Source organism: Paraburkholderia sp. PGU19 (genome assembly GCF_013426915.1).
Classification (GTDB): Bacteria; Pseudomonadota; Gammaproteobacteria; order Burkholderiales; family Burkholderiaceae; genus Paraburkholderia.
In genome coordinates, this window is sequence record NZ_AP023182.1 from 464,711 (window position 1) to 481,085 (window position 16,375).

Sequence of the window (16,375 nt, forward strand, 5' to 3'; positions counted from 1 at the left end):
ATTGCGCTCGCGCATCGGGCATCGGCGTCGGGCCGCACGTATGGAAATGCGCGTCGCTGCGTCGCGTAGCGAGCAACTGGACGAGGTAGACGCGCTCGTCACGCGCGTCGTTAGAGTGCCGCTCTTCTTGGCCCCGATCCGCAGAAGGGATTCAGTACCGTATAGCCCGCGTTCGAGAGGGGCAGTACCCGTACCGAAGGAAGAGACTCTCAGTTGCTTAGGGACTGATGCCACCGCACTCGAATGAATTAACGTCAGAGATGGGTTCCGGCGAGTCGGACGAGCGCCGAGTATTGATCGTGAATCTCAGTGCGCCAAAGAAAGAAAATCCGACATACACCGCGAGCCCCTATTAGGGGGTGGCCAAATCCATTGCAATCCCGCAGATGTTATTTCTGTCATCTACGCAGCCGCGCGCGACGAATTCACGCGTCCGAATATGAATTGCCCCAGGTACCACACCAACTCCGCGTTCGCAACGATCTCCTCCTCTGTTACCGTGGCGGCCTCGAGCTTCATCCGACGCAGCATGAGCTTGCCCTCCCTCGACGCCACCCATGCGCGGACCAGTTCCTTGCGGGTTTTGGCGTCGGCCGCGTTGAAGTGTTCACGGCCCTTGCGCGACTCCTCGTTCATACGTGCACGGACTTCTTCTTCGCGCGAAGCGATGGTGTGTGCGACCGAAGCCTGGGTCTCTGTCTTTATCACTGCCGCATCAGTTTCTTCCGTAAGCAGCTTCGCCTGAACCTCGACCATCTTCCTCTCGGCTTCAGACATCTTCCAGTTATCACGCAAAGCGCGCATCAGGTAACCGGCGGGACTGCGTTTTATCTGTCCACGATTAAGCTTGAAACGTGTGTATTCGACAGCTTGCTGGATGTGCGCATCGGTCCAGACTTCGCGGTTCTCGGAAATTTCGCTGAACTGCTTCGTGGACAGGTTGAATTCTTCCTTGAGAATCTTGTACAGGTGGCTGGCGTCAGCCAGGCTGGCCAGCGCGGCGTCAGCGGTATCCTTGCGCTTGAGCAGGAACCTGATACGGTCGATTTTCTTCGATGCACTGGACTCGGTCCGGGTTTCATAGGACAGCTCGATGTCCGACACCTCATTGATTTCACGCACAGCTGGCTCAAGCCAGTCGCGCTTGAAGTATTTGAAGATGGCCGCATTCGCTCCCATTTTGCCCGGCCAGTTTCGCATGTCTTCAAGCCGTATCCATTCCGTCCGGCCATTCGGGACACTGGGCAGGACCTGGTCATAGATTGCGCGCGCCAGGCTGCGGGTAAAGGCCGTCGAGATGCGCAGACTCAGCCAGTGTGATTTTTTGGGATCGCGGATGTGCGGAACCAGACGGGGATGCACGTCGAACCGGATGCGCCCGCGGTGAAAGCCGACCATGCCCATCAACTGAACCGAAACCCATAGATCGTTTTCGTTTGGATCGCGGTCGAGTGGCGTGTCGGTAACCTGAATCTTCGCATCCTGCGCTTCTTCTGCGATAGTGCGCAGGTGCTTCAGATTGCGGCTGTCGTAGCGCATCAGCCACTTGAAATAGTTCAGCTCGACGTCGTACTGGTCCCGTGCTTCCTGCTCCTGGGCAACAATGAAATACGCGGCGTCCAGAAAACGCCGCGCCGGCAATCCCATGTTGACGACCTGGGTGAAGAAATTGTTGCGCTGGTAACCAATTTCACGGCTGGCTTCGCTGATGGGTAAGCCCAGGTCGAACATGTCCTCGAACAGCGCGAGCGCCATCTGCCGAGGCGTCACTTTCGGCTTGCCTTCTTCCGGATTGTCCTCCGCCGCCATGTTCCCATCCGCTCTTTGTTTTCGCTGCCCCGGAATGTAGCATCCATTGGTGAGCTGTCAACACACAAAACCTCACCATCAACCAGCGGCGCTGGTTGCCCACCCGCGGCGCCTCGACGACCAGCACAATCGACCTCACCTCAGCACAACAACCCTCACCATCACCGACCCGGATCTTCCGTCAAACCGTTGCCCAGTGTGGGCCCGCCTCGCGCGTCTCTCGCCGCGCACAGCCAACCTCACCCAGGCACTGACGGGCGAAAATGTGCACATCAAACCTCACCTTGCTGCACAGCAGGCCTCACCCTTGTCACACAGCAGCACTCACCTTCGTGCACAGCGAACCTCACCTTTGGCACACTACACCTCACCTTTCCGGGGTTAAGGCATTGAAAACAAACAAACTCCGAGATCCCTGTTGGTTGGTGGGGTGGTTTACTTTTTAAAACAACAAACCAACCCGTCTTCAGAAAAGTTAGTTGTCGCTGCTTCGCGGACGGTGAGGTTGATTGTGCAAGAACGGAAAACTGCTTGATGGTGAGGTTGATTGTGCTACGCGGCAGTTCTGGCCGCGTTGTTCCGCTCTCCAAGCCCCGGCTTTTGGACTCACGCGCGTATTGGAAGGTGAGGTTGATTGTGCATCTCGTCTCGGGTCTGCCAAAATCATTGCCAACCGGCGTCGTAATCAGAGGAAGGTGAGGTTGTTTGTGCAATTTCTGCCCGTGCGTGTTTTCGAGGCGTCACATTGTGCACAACGGACCTCACCATGTGCCGCAATTTTAAGCAAAACTGTTTTGGCATAATGGCGTGCGTCTTTGAATGCGCACAAATGACCTCACCTTGCCGCCGCAGCCGGTGACGCTTAGACCGACTGCAGGCCTCTCTCCGCGACGGGATCGCAGCGGTTACGGATGCGTAGACATGTCGTGCTTCGCCTGCGATCGCGCTGAAGTTTGACAAAACGTCGCGATGACGGTTGTTTTTCCGGAACTTCGCATAAAAAACAGCGCTTTATAGAGAAAATTTCAAGTGTTTCCTGTATTCTGAGGTTTATCGAAATTTTCGGATAAACCTCAGAATGGTGAAAACGAGCCAACTTCCTGCTGTAGACCGAACGGTTCCTCTTGAGCAGATTAGCCAGTTCGCTGAAAGGGTCTCGATTTTTACGGACGAACTGCGTGACACCATTCTCGCTCCCCGACCGCGAAAAGCTGCGCCTGTTTTTAAAACAGGGGAGATCGCGGAGATGTGCAACATCTCTCATTCGCAGGTCCAGTATCTCGCCACCAAGAGCGATGGGGAGTTGCCGCCCGGCACTGCCGCAGGCACCGGTCGCACCCGCACGTTCACGCTGGAAGAAGCGCGCATCTGGGTCCAGAAAGTCTCTGATATCTACCAGACGCCGCTCGTGACGGGAACGCGTGAACCGGAGGGAAAAATCGTCATAACGGCCCAGTTGAAGGGGGGCTCGGCGAAGACCACCACAACCATGTGCCTTGCACAGGGGCTGACGTTGCGTGGGCGCAAGGTGCTTGTCATCGATCTCGACCCACAAGCCTCGCTATCTGAACTGTGCGGGTTGTACGCAGAAAAGGACGTCACACCGGACGACACCGTGCTGCCGTACATCTATGATCAGGAAGTCGACGGCGGTTTGGAAGCAAGGGTTCAGTCGACTTACTGGGATGGGCTTGACGTGATTCCGGCGCATACGGAACTGATTGGTGCCGAGTTCCATCTGCCCGCCATGCAGAAAATGAAACCAGGGTTCCGGTTCTGGACGGTACTTCGGCAGGGTCTTGAGCCGCTACGCAAACGCTACGACTACATCCTGATGGATACGTCGCCTTCGCTGTCATACCTGAACCTGAATGCACTCCTGGCGGCCGATGCGATGGTCATGCCAATGGTTCCGGAAAACCTGGATTTCATCAGCTCGCTATCGTTCTGGCGACTGTTTTCAGACGTGTCCAAGAGCTTCATCAAATATGAGCAGGACAAAAAATACGACTTTATCTCACTGATGCTTTCGAGGGTCGACTACGGCCGTACCTCTTCCGCACCGATCGTGCGCGCATGGGCACAGAGCGCATACGAGAGCTGGCTGCATTCGATTGAAGTGCCGGCCAGTTCCGTGATGAGCACGGGAGCGCTGGCATTCTCAACGGTATTCGACGTCAGCAGTACCCACAGCGCGGCCAAATCGTTGCAACGTGTACGACAGCCGCTTGTCGACTACTGCCGTTGGGTAGACGAAATCTATGCAGAAAAATGGAGGAACGCGCAATGAGTAACATGCGAGAGCAACTGCTGGCCAAGACGTCGGGTATCCGGGCGACTTCGTCGATCAAGGAAGATGAGGTCAAGCGCAGCAACCGGACGCAAACGGCGCCTGGCCTTGCGGGTGCGCTTGCCGTCGCGCAACTCCGTGTGCAGGAGCTGGAGTCCACTGGCGCGGCGACACAACTGGCGGTCTCGGATATTGTGCCGAACCCCTGGCAGCCGCGAAGGGTATTCAACGAGGCGAAGCTCTCAGAACTGGCGGAGTCCATTCGTGAAGTCGGACTGATGCAGCCCATCGTGGTCCGTCGCTCCGACGATGTCTATCAGATTGTGGCGGGCGAGCGTCGGTGGCGCGCGCACAAGATGGTGGGACTCGACGCGGTGAAGGCTGTGGTCGTGGAGTGCTCCGACGCAGACATGGCGGTGCTGGCGCTGGTGGAGAACGTGAGTCGTGACGACCTGTCCGACTATGAGATCGCGATGTCTATCAGACAGACCGAGAAGGAGTTTCCCGACCGTAAGCGAATGGCCGAGGCACTCGGGATGTCCCGCAGTGGGCTTTACCAGTTCCTCTCGTTTGAAAATCTGCCTGACTTCATCAGGAAGGATCTCGACATCCAGCCACGGCTGCTTGGCGGGACGGCCGCCCAGGCGATCGTAACGGCCATCAGGAAGTACGGGGACGATGGTGTGAACGCAGCGAAAGAACTCTGGCCACTCGTGGTGAAGGGTGACATGGACCAGGGGAAGGTGGCCGCGGCCATCAAGGCGTTGGCCACACGCCGGACTACGACGACGGATTCTGCAAGTGAGCGCAGCATCGACAAGTTCTTCGCCGGAAAGGAACATGCGGGCTCTATCACAAAGGACATCAACGGGATCACGGTGAAGATCAGGGCTGGTGTCCTCACTGACGCACAGGAGACACAGATCCGGGAGCTGATCAGCCGGATGTTCCACGCTGACCCCAAACCGAACTGAGGAACAGATCATCCCTGAGTCGAGCCCGCTTCGCGCGGGTTTTTTTTCGTCCGGGCAACGGTGTGTCTAGAGTCTAGACACACCGTTGCCCGGGTCGACATCCGATAGGGCATCTGCTCACCGCCGGATGCGAAGTGTGGCCCGTGCCGGAGAAGTGTCTAGAGTCTAGACAGATCTGTGGGATAGTCGTTGGGGCTCGCACTTGGAGAGGTTTCAAGGCGAGCCAACGTCGGCTCCCCTTCATCCACTCGCTGCCTCGTGCGCCCCGCTTCGGCATGCCGGCCGGCGGGATGTGCGGACACGCCGAGTAGCCTGCAAACCCCTGAAGGCCACGGAGATCGCACCTTTGCGACAGTGTAGGTGTCCCGCCCATTGCACCGTCCCGCCCTGATCCACGCGGCGAGTTCCGACTACTTCCGGCGACTTACGGCAAGTTACCATGGCCCTAGACTCGGCGCGGTGACTGGGGCAGCCGTCCTCACCCCGTGACGACAGAACGTTAGGTGACGCACAAACCGGTTGCACCCGGGACGCAATCGCGCGGCCAAGACGATCGCGTTCTGCAACCGGTTGATCGTCATCCCGCACACAGCGTGGTCGTCCGGGCTCTACTCAACGCCCGATAGTACGCAGTTACGTCGAGTCAGGGCTGCGGTTTGACATGACGGTCAGACCGGGATTGGTAGCGCACCGCCTTGCTGATCTTCCCGTTGATGGCGGGGATGACGGGCATCGAGTGTGATGCTCGCGGACCTGCCTACCGGATCATGGCGCGGGTTGGGCGTCAGTGCGGGACACGGCGCCGGCCGGAGGCAGCATGTGACCTTCACATACTCGCGTGCAGCGGCGCATTAATGGCCAGAATCGCCGAATGACAGGGCCGGACGGGGACCACACAATGCCTGCGTCATCCCCGTCACCTCGTGCATGTCTGGACCCTGCCCGACCTCCAATGCCTGTCGCCGTGGGTGGCTGCTCACGGCGCGCATGGCCGAAACGCTGTCGTCGGGCACGCGACCTGCGGGGCAGTGTCACGCCGGGTGCGGGCCTTCGAGCGCTGTGTAAAGGCTACGCGGGAAGACGTTCGCGGAGGACGATAACGCATGGGCATCAGCACCTCTTTGTCCCGGCCGCGCGCTGCTAGGGCAATGCGGGTAGCCGTCCATGCGCGCTGGAACTGCCCAAGGGCGAATCGCCATCGACAGCCTGTCAGTGGGCGGGACATGCGTCCATTCCCACCACGGCCGCTGCGGCCTCAGGCGCTTTGTTCTTTCGCGTTTGAGTCTGTCGACACGCGACAGCGGCACCCTGAAACTTCGGCGGCGGTAGGTGACGCGTGAGTGTGTCTAGACTCTAGACACGCAACCAGCCAGGTAAAAAGCTGGCGGTTTCGGAGAAATCCCGCCTTGACGTCGAGACCCGCGAGCGCCGGGTTGATCTTCATCCGAAGCGCACAGAGCCTTGTGCCGCAAGAGCCGCTACGCCCCGCCCGCTGATAGCGCGTCCTCGAAGAGCGCATTAACGGCCTGCTAGCGTCGGGCGTCATTCCCTTTCGTATAGAGAGTGGTCGTGCTGAGGCCGGCATGCCCCAGATTCGTCTGCACGTCGCGCAGGTCACTGCCGCATCGAGCGCGTGATTCGCGTGAGTGTGCCGTAGGCCGTAGCTGCTCGTCCGTCGCAGATCGGCCGCGCGGCCTGGATAGGCACACTCGAGTTGTCGCGCAGCGCGCGTAAAGATGCGCCTGTAGACGCGGGCTAGCGCGTCGGGTGTCCGTGGTCGGCCCGTTTTGAGATGGCCGATGAATGGAATATCCACTGGCGCGGTCTGCAGCGTACACGGCCCTGACCGCACCTGCAGCGAGTCGGCGAGCGCCTGCATCAGCCGCACGGGCATCGGCACCAGCCGCTCGCGCCGGCCTTTGCCCTCGGACCTGCGGGGTCCATGCGCTGTCGAGCGCGCCATCGAGCGCGCCATCGAGCGCCGCGCGTAACAGGGCGCCAGTAGTGGCGGCCACGAGTTCCGCGCGGCGTCGCCCCGTCGCATAGGCCAGCAGCAGCGAGAAATGATCGCGCTCCTCGGCTGGCGTCAGCTCCGGCCGGGTGACCGTCTGCAGCACGAAACGCCACTGCGCGTGCGTTAGGGTCCGGCCCGCCACGGCGCCCGCCCGTTTCGTGTTACCTACCTTAGCCAGGCATTGGACCGGATTGACTAGCAGGTACTGCTGCCTGATTAGCCAGCTGCACATGGCCGACAGCAGCTTGCGGGCGATTTCACGGCCGCTGCAGGGGAGCGGCTTGGTGAAGCGCCGCCATGCCGGATCGAACCGTTCCGCTTTGCCCTGGCCGATCCAGCGCCCGGCTGGCTGCGGATCGGCGAGAAACCTGTTTGATGTACACGTCAAGGTCCAGTGTGTTCAGCGACGACAGCGGCTTGCGTCCGACGATGATTGACCACGGTAGCAACCGTTCCGCTTCGCGCCGGATTGCAAACTATCCGCGCCGCAGCCAGCAATCCACGCATGGATGCGTCGAGATCGCGGTCGAGCGCGATCTGATGGGCGAGGCGTGGCGCGCGGTTGAGGCCATGCGAGCCGTCGAGTTCGGCCGGTAGCGGTATCGCGTGCAGTGATTCCAGCGGCATTACGTCAATCAATGTCCCCAGTCGGGGTGTCCGCGCGAGCGCCGGATGACCGGCTAGGAACTGCCACCGCGGCGTGGTGGCAAGAGGCGACAGCTCGCCCGGTGACGCAGTATGCACCGACAGCCAGCCCGTGATGCGCTCCGCGCCTTTGGGACCGAGCCGCGGCACGGAGGTGTACCTGCGCTGCTGGCGGCGCCGGTGGTGAGTCCCGCGACGGCCAGCAGCGCCGCCACGACGGGCTCGAACCAGCAGTCGACTTGGTGGGCGGGATTGGGCGCCTCGGCGAGGGCCGATTCCATCCGGGTATGCGCCGCCGGTTGGCGCGCTCGCAAGCCGGCGTTGCGGGTGATCTTCCTGTCGACGCGCGGCGAACTCGCGGAGGGCCGCCTCGCCGTAGACGCCATCCGGGTCTACCTAGTCGCGGTATGCCTCGAGCGTCGGCACATCGTCGCGGCCGTGCAGCTCGGCGGCAGGAATACTGCCCCGCCTCAGGCGCAGCAGGTGCGCTGCCTCGGTATCGCGCGCAAGTCGATACGCGCTTCGCCATAGCCTGCGATGTAACTGCTCGACCGACACCCCGTGGAGGTAGCCGCTCTAAGCTGTCTGCACATTTCTGTGCACATCTCGCTTTTTCTGCTTCACCGAGACCGGTTTCACTGATGCCGAGGCGCCAGCCAGAGCCTTCCTCTCCACAGACTGCAACGCCAGAGCTTGGCGCCGAATGTTGATGGCCGCGTTCAGGTCGCGGTTCATCTTTAAACCGCAGCCGCACGACAGCACGCGGTCGCGCAGCGTGATTTCGTGAATCGTCCCGCATCCCGAACACGTCTTGCTGCTCGGATAAAAGCGGTCGATCACGATCACTTGTGCGCCGGTCATGACGGCCTTGTATTCCAGTTGACGACGGAATTCGGAGAACCCGGCATCCGCGATCGAGCGCGCCAGAGAGCCATTGCGCAGCATTCCCGACACGTTCAAATCCTCAATGCCGATCGTTGAGTAGTTCGTCGCGAGCGTCGTCGTCAGCTTGTGCAAAGCATCCTTGCGGACGTTTGCGATACGCAAGTGCAGCCGGGCAAGCTTGGCTTTCGCTTTGGCCCGGTTGGCACTTCCCTTCTTTTTGCGCGCGAGCGATTGCGACAGGCGCACGATGCGCTTGTGCCCGGCGCGGTGCGGCTTCAACGCAGGCTCGGTCGTGCCATCACTGAAGGTCGCGAGCGTCGTAACGCCGAGATCGACGCCGACGGCGCCACGGTCCTGCTTCGCAGTCAGGCGGTCTTCCGTCTCGACGGCCAGCGCGACATACCAACCATCGGCCATGCGGCTCACCGTCGCCGACTTGACACGGCCCGCGAAGCGCAACGCCTCGCGCATGCGAACGACGCCACAGCGCGGCAGCTTGACCGCCTTGCCGGTCACCTCGACTGCGTGGCTCGTCGCATCCGCCGGCCCGTTGTCGGCACGGAACGAGTCGCGGATGCCCTTACGCTTGAAGCGCGGGTAGCCGGGCTTCTGGCCGAGCTTCACGCGCCTGAAAAAGTGCTCGAACGCGAGTCCGACGTTCTTGATCGCGATCTGAGGTGCGCATTTCGTCACCTCAGCCATCCAGGGGAATTCGGCCGCCTTGATCGCGTTCAGTTGTTTGCGGAGCGCCGCCTCATCCGGCTTGCCGCCGGCCTCATACTGCCGCTTCCATTCCGCCAACGCCCAGTTATAGGCGAACCGGGACACGCCACAGGCGCGTGCAAAATACACGCCTTGCGTGGCGGTCGGGTCGAGGCGGATTCTGTGGACGCGGATCATCTGGCGGCTTGCACGAGCGCGTCGAGCAGTTGCTTGTTCTTCTTGCTGCGCGAGCCGTACAGGCGCGCCGAAAAGACGGTGATGATTTCCAGCACGTCCCTGGCGAGTTCTTCCTCGAACGAGGGCTGATCGCCCTGGTGGATGATGACGATTTCGATGTTCTGCGCCGCGCACATCGCGAACACCAATTCGGAGCCGAAGCGCAGGAGCCGATCCTTGTGCGTGATGACGAGGCGCTTCATCTGCTTGCGCAGAATCATTTCGAGCAGGCGGTTGAGGCCCTTCTTGTGATAGTTCATGCCGCTACCGAGATCCTTGATGACCTCGCAGCGCCACCCCTTCGCGGCGCAATAGCTCTCCAGCATCGCATGCTGGCGATCGAGATCCGCTTTCTGGTCGTGCGACGAGACTCGCGCGTAGCAGACCGTCGGTGCATCCTCATTGCCGAGACCCAACAGATCGGAGACAGCGTAATAGCGTGTGCCGCCCGCCGTCTTGCGAGCGGGCACCAGTTCGCCAGTCTCCTCCCACTTCCGCAGGGTGGAGATTGCGACGCCCAACATCGCCGCCGCTTCACCAATCTTTACAAGTCTCCTTTCCATAACAACAGATTGTAGTAGATTCTGCAAGAAAACATGACTCTGCCCCACACCCCGATACAGCGTGACGTGCTGTCGGGTAAACAGTATGCCGGGGTGGCTTATGGATGCGTCGGCGGGCGTGGGCAGCCGGTCGTTCCGGGCCGTTGTGCTCGCCCTGCCTGTAGATGAACGTGTTTTCGGGCGGATAGGCGTTCACAGCCCGCTGACGCCACGGCATGTCGTGATCCGGCGCCGCCGCGGCCCTGTCCGGGCATCCGACGATAACGAAATGCTGCTCTGTGACAGGATTTTCGTCTGCCCTCGTCAAGAAGTAAAAATCCGAAACCTCGCAGTGAATATTCTTTCATTATCCTTTCGAGAGAGATTTTTGGTGGATGTTAGCCTTCGTAACTCAAGAAGGCCTCCGTATTTGCCTAAGGTCGGCGGTTTTCCTGGCGCAGAGTAGCCGTGGTAGAACTGGTTGTGATCCAGCGTCGTAGGTTACTGATCGGGCGGCTCGGTGTGGCGCAATTGGCCGAGGAATGGGAAACACTCTGTCACCATGATCCGCAAAATTTCGAGCGGGGCGGGGCCGAGTTGTTTTGGTTTTGGCCGGTGCTCGCAGGGACTCTTTCATACCCAACGCCACTCAGAGACTAGTGTGCTCCGTTCCTGTTTTTCGCTCTGTGAAACAATCATGCAAAGAAAAAGGAAATGATATTATTGTTTTGATACAGGCATTTAGCTGTCCAACTTGAGGTAATGTTTCACGATAATCGATCAACAAGTAGTGTTATTGCCCGTTGATGCAGGTTTTGTATGGGCGTCCGCACGATATGGCAAATTAGTAGTGTTTGATACGTAATTTGTCGTGACCAACATGAAGGCGCGTGCCCCATCCGCGTGTGCACACCAGGATGCCTCCATGCACGAAACCCCGCAGACCGGAAGGCGACTTCGGGCAGGCGCGGGCGCCGTTAAGTCACTTCACCAAGAAAGCCGGGGTGCCGCAACCAGGCTGCCGATTCCGGAGAGATGACGTCCTCGCGCTCGAGGAGGCAATGCGCAATCCCTTCGATCTCGAGTTTCTTGAGATCCGGGATGAATACTGGAGTCTGAATTGAAAGCGGCATTGATCCGTAAGCGTCCGACTGTGACCGTATAGACGCCCGACGATGGGCACGCCATGCGTTCGCCGGGTCACAAATGTGACTGTGTCCACGGGCAAAGTATGTATCAGGGGCGGCCAACGTCGCATATATCGAGGGTAGCTATTTCGATATCGTTTGGTGAATAACGTGATGCTTGTCCGTATTTTCGATACGTCCGCGGATCTCAAGCACTGCCGTGATGACGGGTCTTGGTCAAACGCCGCGCGACTTCCAGGAAATCTCGAACGACCTTCGAGAACCCGGTCGATCGATAGGCAATCACGATTTGGGTCTTTGGTCCTGGCCCGCCAATCGCGTGGTATGTCCGCCCGTTGCCGCCACCTGGCGGATCGATTGTGGGACGATCGATCCGCCGAAGCCCGCTGCGACAGTTTGCCCCCGGCTGCGCTCTGCGCGCGGGTCTTCGCCTTTTCGACCTGATCGACGATGCGCCGCGCGTCTTCGTCAAGGACACGGCCGGCACACGATCACGCGTCCTTCGTTGTCGGCCTGCGGTAACGCCGTATGCCGATGAACAGCCCGATAGCCCCGGGCCGTCGCACATCCCACCAGGCGATCGCACCACCTGACACCGTTATTCACCCAAAGATATCGAAATAGCTACCCTCGATATATTGGAACGAGAGGCGCAACGAAACATACTGGTCTCAATGGTCTGGGCGGCAATCGAGCCGTCTCCACGACTTCCACGACTACTTTCTGATTGGCGTGCCGCTGCGGAGCGCTCAACGCCAACCTGTCTGGTGATCAAAATGCACGTCGAAGCTCTGAATCTCGCGCGCGGCCAGCTTGCGATGACCGCAATCTTCCACATTCTCTGGCCCATCCTGACGATCAGCCTGTCCGCCTTCGCGGCAAGATCGTTGCTGTCAAGCAGTGGCGATCATCTGCCGACACGTTTTTTCAACTGAACGATTACAACCTGGCTCATGAACATGCTCAATATCTCCGAAGTGACACCTGGTTCACACGTCACGCTTCACTACCGGCTTTCGCTTGCCGATGGCGCCGAAGTCATGAACACCTTTGCCGATCAGCCGGCCACGCTGCTGCTCGGTGCTGGTCAATTGGCGCCGCCGCTGGAAAATGTTCTGCTGGGATTGAAGGTCGGCCACCATTCGACCTTTCAGCTAGCACCGGAGCAGGCATTTGGCCCGCGTAATCCGGATCTGATCCAGCGCGTATCGCTTGCGACGCTGCGCGAGAACAGCATGATTGGCGAGCAGTTTTCGCCGGGCGATCTCATCGAATTCAACGCACCGCGTGGCGGGCGCTATGCAGGCGTGCTGAAGGAAGTCGATGAGACATCCGCGTGGTTCGATTTCAATCACCCGCTCGCCGGCAAGGCTCTGGCGTTCGAAGTGAAAATCGTCGGGACTCTGCAGGCATGAGCGGACTGCGACTTGCGCCGCCGGATACTGCTTCCGGCTTCGTTCTATAAGCGAATAGGTGCCGCGCAGCGATTTGACTTGGCGCCCGCTATCCAGATCATCGAATCAATGACCACTTTCCTTACTCTTGAAGCATGGCTCGCGCACCTCGAAGCGGCGCAGCAGGGCAGCCCCCACATGGATTTGACCCGCATCGCCCAAGTGAAGAACGCGCTTGGCTTCTCGTTCGATTGCCCGGTGATTACAGTCAGCGGCACGAACGGCAAAGGCTCCGCCTGCGCGATTCTTGAAACGATCTTGCTGCGCGCAGGATATCGCGTGGGCTGCTATACGTCGCCACATCTGCTGGCGTTCAACGAGCGGGCGCGCATCAACGGCGCTGACGCAACCGATATTGACCTGCTCGAGCAGTTTGAAGCGGTCGAAAGAGCGCGCGCGAGCCTGAAGCAACCTGTTGCGCTGACGAGTTTCGAGTTCGCGACGCTGGCGATCCTGCGGCTCTTCGCGTCGCGCGGGCTGGATGCAGTGATCCTCGAGGCGGGCATAGGCGGCCGTTTGGACGCGGTCAATGTCATCGATACGGATTGCGCGATCGTGACGAGCGTCGACATCGACCATACCGACTACCTCGGCGATACGCGCGAAAAGATTGGCTTCGAGAAGGCCGGCATTTTTCGCGAGGGCAAGCCGGCCATATGCGGCGATCCGGCGCCGCCGCAGAGCCTGATCGACCACGCTCAGGCTATCGGCATTGCCCAAGCGTCATGTGCAGCGGACGATGCTGCGCTGTGTAGAGCGACGTCGAAGCGGGATCGCTCAGGTGCGCGTTACGCAGGCCCGCGACGTGCGCGATGCCCTGCGGACCGACGGCGGCTTGCGACGCTGAATCCTCGACGAAGACCTGCGGATCGAGCGTCTCAGGCAATTTCATTTCCGTCGAGAAAAACGCGGCGTGAGTCTCAAACCGCAGTTGAGTCTGCGTTTCGGCAAGTGCTGGATGGGAAATAAATGGCGTAGCGATAGCCGTCAGGGTGAAGGCCAACAACAAGTGGGAGCGTCGTGTCATAGATTCGTGTGCGTGAACCAGCAGCATGGTGGAAGAAGAAAACGATATGCGTCTGATGGAAAGGACGACAGGCGCAAGCGGATCGAAAACCTGCTCGATCGGCTCAATTGCGGTTGGGGTGCCTGCCACCCGGCTTCTTCGCCGTGCCGTTCACAGCCATTGGCGACGCTTGCCGGGGCGTAGCCCTTAAACGTCACCATTGCGCTCACGGGCGCATCGGCGGCAGCGGGGATCGCGGGGATCAACAGCCTTGGCAACCTTTCTGGCTTCGTCGCGCCGCTTGCATTCGGGTGGTTCGAGGCGCGGCTCCACGATTCACAGCGGGTGTATCGATGCTCGCAATCAGTGCGTTGCTGGCCGCCATGCTGACGGTGGTCTATGGAGGGCTCGTGAAGCCCCTGAGGCGTTCAATGTTAGCCGTGCGACTGCCGTTGCGTGATCGCAGCGGCAGTCGCGCTAGCCGTTGAGAGCGGCGGCGGAATCAGCGTGATGCCGAACTGCGTTGCCGCGGCGCGCATACGCGTCGTGTCGGCCTCTGTCGGAAGGCCTGCTTCGACTGGGCCTGGCTGTGCATCCGCGCACGCATCGACAAAGCGGTCGAAGCCTGCCGGCGTGCAGATCACAAGATAACGCGCCGGAGACAATACCGTCCTGCTCCGCCAGGACTTCCCCGGCTCGTACTTCGAGATACAGATATCGTCGGGCGAAGTCAGCCGCTATGGCCCAGCGCGTCGTGGTGGCCCTACCCTGCAGAGACCCCGCTTCGGCAAGCAGGTTGCGCGGCCGACACGGCGCCCACCTTTTGCGATGTGTCCGATATTCCTCGAATAATGGCAATACTGCCACTTCCAGATTCTCCCGTGAAGCGTGATGATCGCCAAACGAACACATGACGAAGAACTGCCACATGCCGATGATCGCCGCGCTGCGGCCGTGCGGCATCACGGATGCCATGTGCCCGTCTTTATCAGTCGAGGAGTTTGCAATGAAAGTCGTCAAAGCCGCCGCAGTCCAGATCAGTCCCGTCCTCTACAGCCGCGAGGCAACCGTCGCGAAAGTCGTGCAGAAGATCCTTGAGCTTGGTGAGAAGGGGGTGCAGTTCGCCACGTTTCCGGAGACCGTGGTGCCTTACTACCCGTACTTTTCCGCAGTCCAGACGGGCATCGAGATTCTGTCGGGCAACGAGCATCTGAGGCTGCTGGAACAGGCCGTAACGGTGCCGTCCGCCGCCACCGACGCGATCGGCGAGGCGGCCCGCAAGGCGGACATGGTGGTTTCCATCGGCGTCAATGAACGCGACGGCGGCACTCTCTATAACACGCAGTTGCTGTTCGACGCAGACGGCACGTTGATCCAGCGCCGCCGCAAGATCACGCCCACGCATTTCGAACGGATGATCTGGGGCCAGGGCGACGGGTCGGGGCTGCGCGCCGTCGACAGCAAGGTCGGCCGCATTGGCCAGTTGGCCTGCTTCGAGCACAACAACCCGCTGGCGCGCTACGCGATGATCGCCGATGGCGAGCAGATCCATTCCGCCATGTATCCGGGTTCGGCCTTTGGCGAGGGATTCGCTCAACGGATGGAAATCAATATTCGCCAGCACGCGCTCGAGTCCGGCGCCTTTGTCGTGAACGCGACCGCGTGGCTCGACGCCGACCAGCAGGCGCAGATCATGAAGGACACCGGCTGCGGGATCGGCCCGATCTCGGGGGGGGCTTCACCACGATCGTGTCGCCTGACGGCATGCTGATGGCCGAACCGCTGCGCTCGGGCGAAGGCGAGGTGATTGTCGATCTGGACTTCTCGCTGATTGACCGCCGCAAGATGCTCATGGACTCGGCGGGTCACTACAACCGGCCGGAACTGCTCAGTCTCATGATCGACCGCACACCTACTGCGCACGTTCACGAGAATGGTGGGCATTTCAATCGGGAGGACCGACCGGGGGCTATCTTTACCATTGAATAGATGACCGGGCAAACCGATGGACAAACGCCTTCTCGTTCTCGCCGGCGGCATGTTCTCGATCGGCACCGACAGTTTCGTCGTTGCCGGTGTGCTGCCCCAGGTATCCGCGTCGTTCGGCGTGCCCGTCGCGCTGGCCGGCCAAATGGTTACGCTATACGCGCTGAGCTTGGCGCTGCTATCGCCGGTCGTCGCTGCCACGGCGGCGCACTGGCCGCGCAAGCGGTTGCTGCTCACCGGCCTCGTGATTTTCGTGCTAGCCAATGCGGTCACCGCGTTGTCACCGAACATCGGGATCGTGCTGGCGAGTCGGCTGCTGGCAGGTCTGGGCGCGGCCATGTTCAGTCCGACGGCGACGGCTGCCGGTGCGTCGCTGGTGTCGCCCGAGCAACGTGGCAAGGCGCTCGCCATCGTCATCGCGGGCATGTCCAGCGCGACGGCGCTAGGTGCGCCGCTGGGTACCTTCATCGGAGGCTGGCTGGGGTGGCGCGCGACGATGTGGTTCGTGGCCGCCGTTGCCACGCTGGCCGCGATGGGCGTAGCTCGACTCCTGCGAGACGTCCCGACGCCGCCGCCCCTCAGTCTTGCCCGCCGGCTCGCACCGCTCGGCGATGTACGCGTGCTGCTGACCCTGGCGACGACCTGGCTGGCGTATGCGGGCCTTTTCCTCGTCTACACGTAAG

General features: G+C 60.5%; 11 protein-coding genes and 2 pseudogenes. 8 read left to right on the forward strand and 5 right to left on the reverse strand.

Going from position 1 to position 16,375, the window contains the following annotated elements; genetic code table 11:
- Positions 1 to 402 precede the first annotated feature (402 nt).
- Positions 403 to 1,809: a replication initiation protein gene (locus tag H1204_RS42520; protein ID WP_180736082.1), complete on the reverse strand. Its 1,407-nt coding sequence runs from the start codon at positions 1,807 to 1,809 to the stop codon at positions 403 to 405.
- Positions 1,810 to 2,887: 1,078 nt separating this feature from the next.
- Here H1204_RS42520 and H1204_RS42525 point away from each other — a divergent pair.
- From H1204_RS42525 to H1204_RS42535, 3 genes are all read left to right on the forward strand, one after another.
- On the forward strand, positions 2,888 to 4,099 hold the full coding sequence (locus H1204_RS42525) for an AAA family ATPase (protein WP_165904522.1): 1,212 nt from the start codon (positions 2,888 to 2,890) through the stop codon (positions 4,097 to 4,099).
- Positions 4,096 to 5,073, forward strand: coding sequence for a ParB/RepB/Spo0J family partition protein (locus H1204_RS42530; protein ID WP_180736083.1), 978 nt, complete (start codon positions 4,096 to 4,098; stop codon positions 5,071 to 5,073). Before H1204_RS42525 ends, H1204_RS42530 begins: the two co-directional genes overlap by 4 nt.
- A 2,389-nt stretch (positions 5,074 to 7,462) precedes the next feature.
- Positions 7,463 to 7,684, forward strand: coding sequence for a hypothetical protein (locus tag H1204_RS42535; protein WP_180736084.1), 222 nt, complete (start codon positions 7,463 to 7,465; stop codon positions 7,682 to 7,684).
- A gap of 624 nt (positions 7,685 to 8,308) precedes the next feature.
- On the opposite strand, the gene H1204_RS42540 is transcribed toward H1204_RS42535, so the two are convergent.
- Complete coding sequence (locus tag H1204_RS42540) at positions 8,309 to 9,517, reverse strand: RNA-guided endonuclease TnpB family protein (protein ID WP_180736300.1); 1,209 nt, start codon at positions 9,515 to 9,517, stop codon at positions 8,309 to 8,311.
- Positions 9,514 to 10,119: an IS607 family transposase gene (locus H1204_RS42545; RefSeq protein WP_180736085.1), complete on the reverse strand. Its 606-nt coding sequence runs from the start codon at positions 10,117 to 10,119 to the stop codon at positions 9,514 to 9,516. Before H1204_RS42545 ends, H1204_RS42540 begins: the two co-directional genes overlap by 4 nt.
- Positions 10,120 to 12,022: 1,903 nt before the next feature.
- Here H1204_RS42545 and H1204_RS52800 point away from each other — a divergent pair.
- The 3 genes and pseudogenes from H1204_RS52800 to H1204_RS42560 all read left to right on the forward strand — a co-directional run.
- Positions 12,023 to 12,181, forward strand: coding sequence for a hypothetical protein (locus H1204_RS52800; protein ID WP_180735220.1), 159 nt, complete (start codon positions 12,023 to 12,025; stop codon positions 12,179 to 12,181).
- Between the two features lie 18 nt (positions 12,182 to 12,199).
- Positions 12,200 to 12,661 (forward strand): peptidylprolyl isomerase, encoded by a 462-nt coding sequence (locus H1204_RS42555; protein WP_180736086.1) that lies wholly within the window; start codon positions 12,200 to 12,202, stop codon positions 12,659 to 12,661.
- Between the two features lie 108 nt (positions 12,662 to 12,769).
- Positions 12,770 to 13,411: pseudogene (locus H1204_RS42560) on the forward strand (Mur ligase family protein); the annotation flags it as partial.
- On the opposite strand, the gene H1204_RS52095 reads toward H1204_RS42560, so the two are convergent.
- A complete protein-coding gene (locus H1204_RS52095; protein ID WP_243469136.1) occupies positions 13,404 to 13,592 on the reverse strand; it encodes a hypothetical protein in 189 nt (62 codons plus the stop codon). The pseudogene H1204_RS42560 and the gene H1204_RS52095 overlap by 8 nt on opposite strands.
- A gap of 548 nt (positions 13,593 to 14,140) precedes the next feature.
- Positions 14,141 to 14,371, reverse strand: coding sequence for a hypothetical protein (locus H1204_RS42565; protein WP_180736088.1), 231 nt, complete (start codon positions 14,369 to 14,371; stop codon positions 14,141 to 14,143).
- A 341-nt stretch (positions 14,372 to 14,712) separates the two neighbouring features.
- Here H1204_RS42565 and H1204_RS42570 point away from each other — a divergent pair.
- Both H1204_RS42570 and H1204_RS53095 read left to right on the forward strand, forming a co-directional pair.
- Positions 14,713 to 15,695 (forward strand): annotated as a pseudogene (locus tag H1204_RS42570) (carbon-nitrogen hydrolase family protein).
- 16 nt (positions 15,696 to 15,711) lie between these two features.
- The gene (locus tag H1204_RS53095; RefSeq protein ID WP_346015797.1) at positions 15,712 to 16,374 is read left to right on the forward strand and encodes an MFS transporter; all 663 of its coding nucleotides are present in this window, start codon (positions 15,712 to 15,714) and stop codon (positions 16,372 to 16,374) included.
- The last annotated feature ends 1 nt before the right edge of the window (position 16,375 follow it).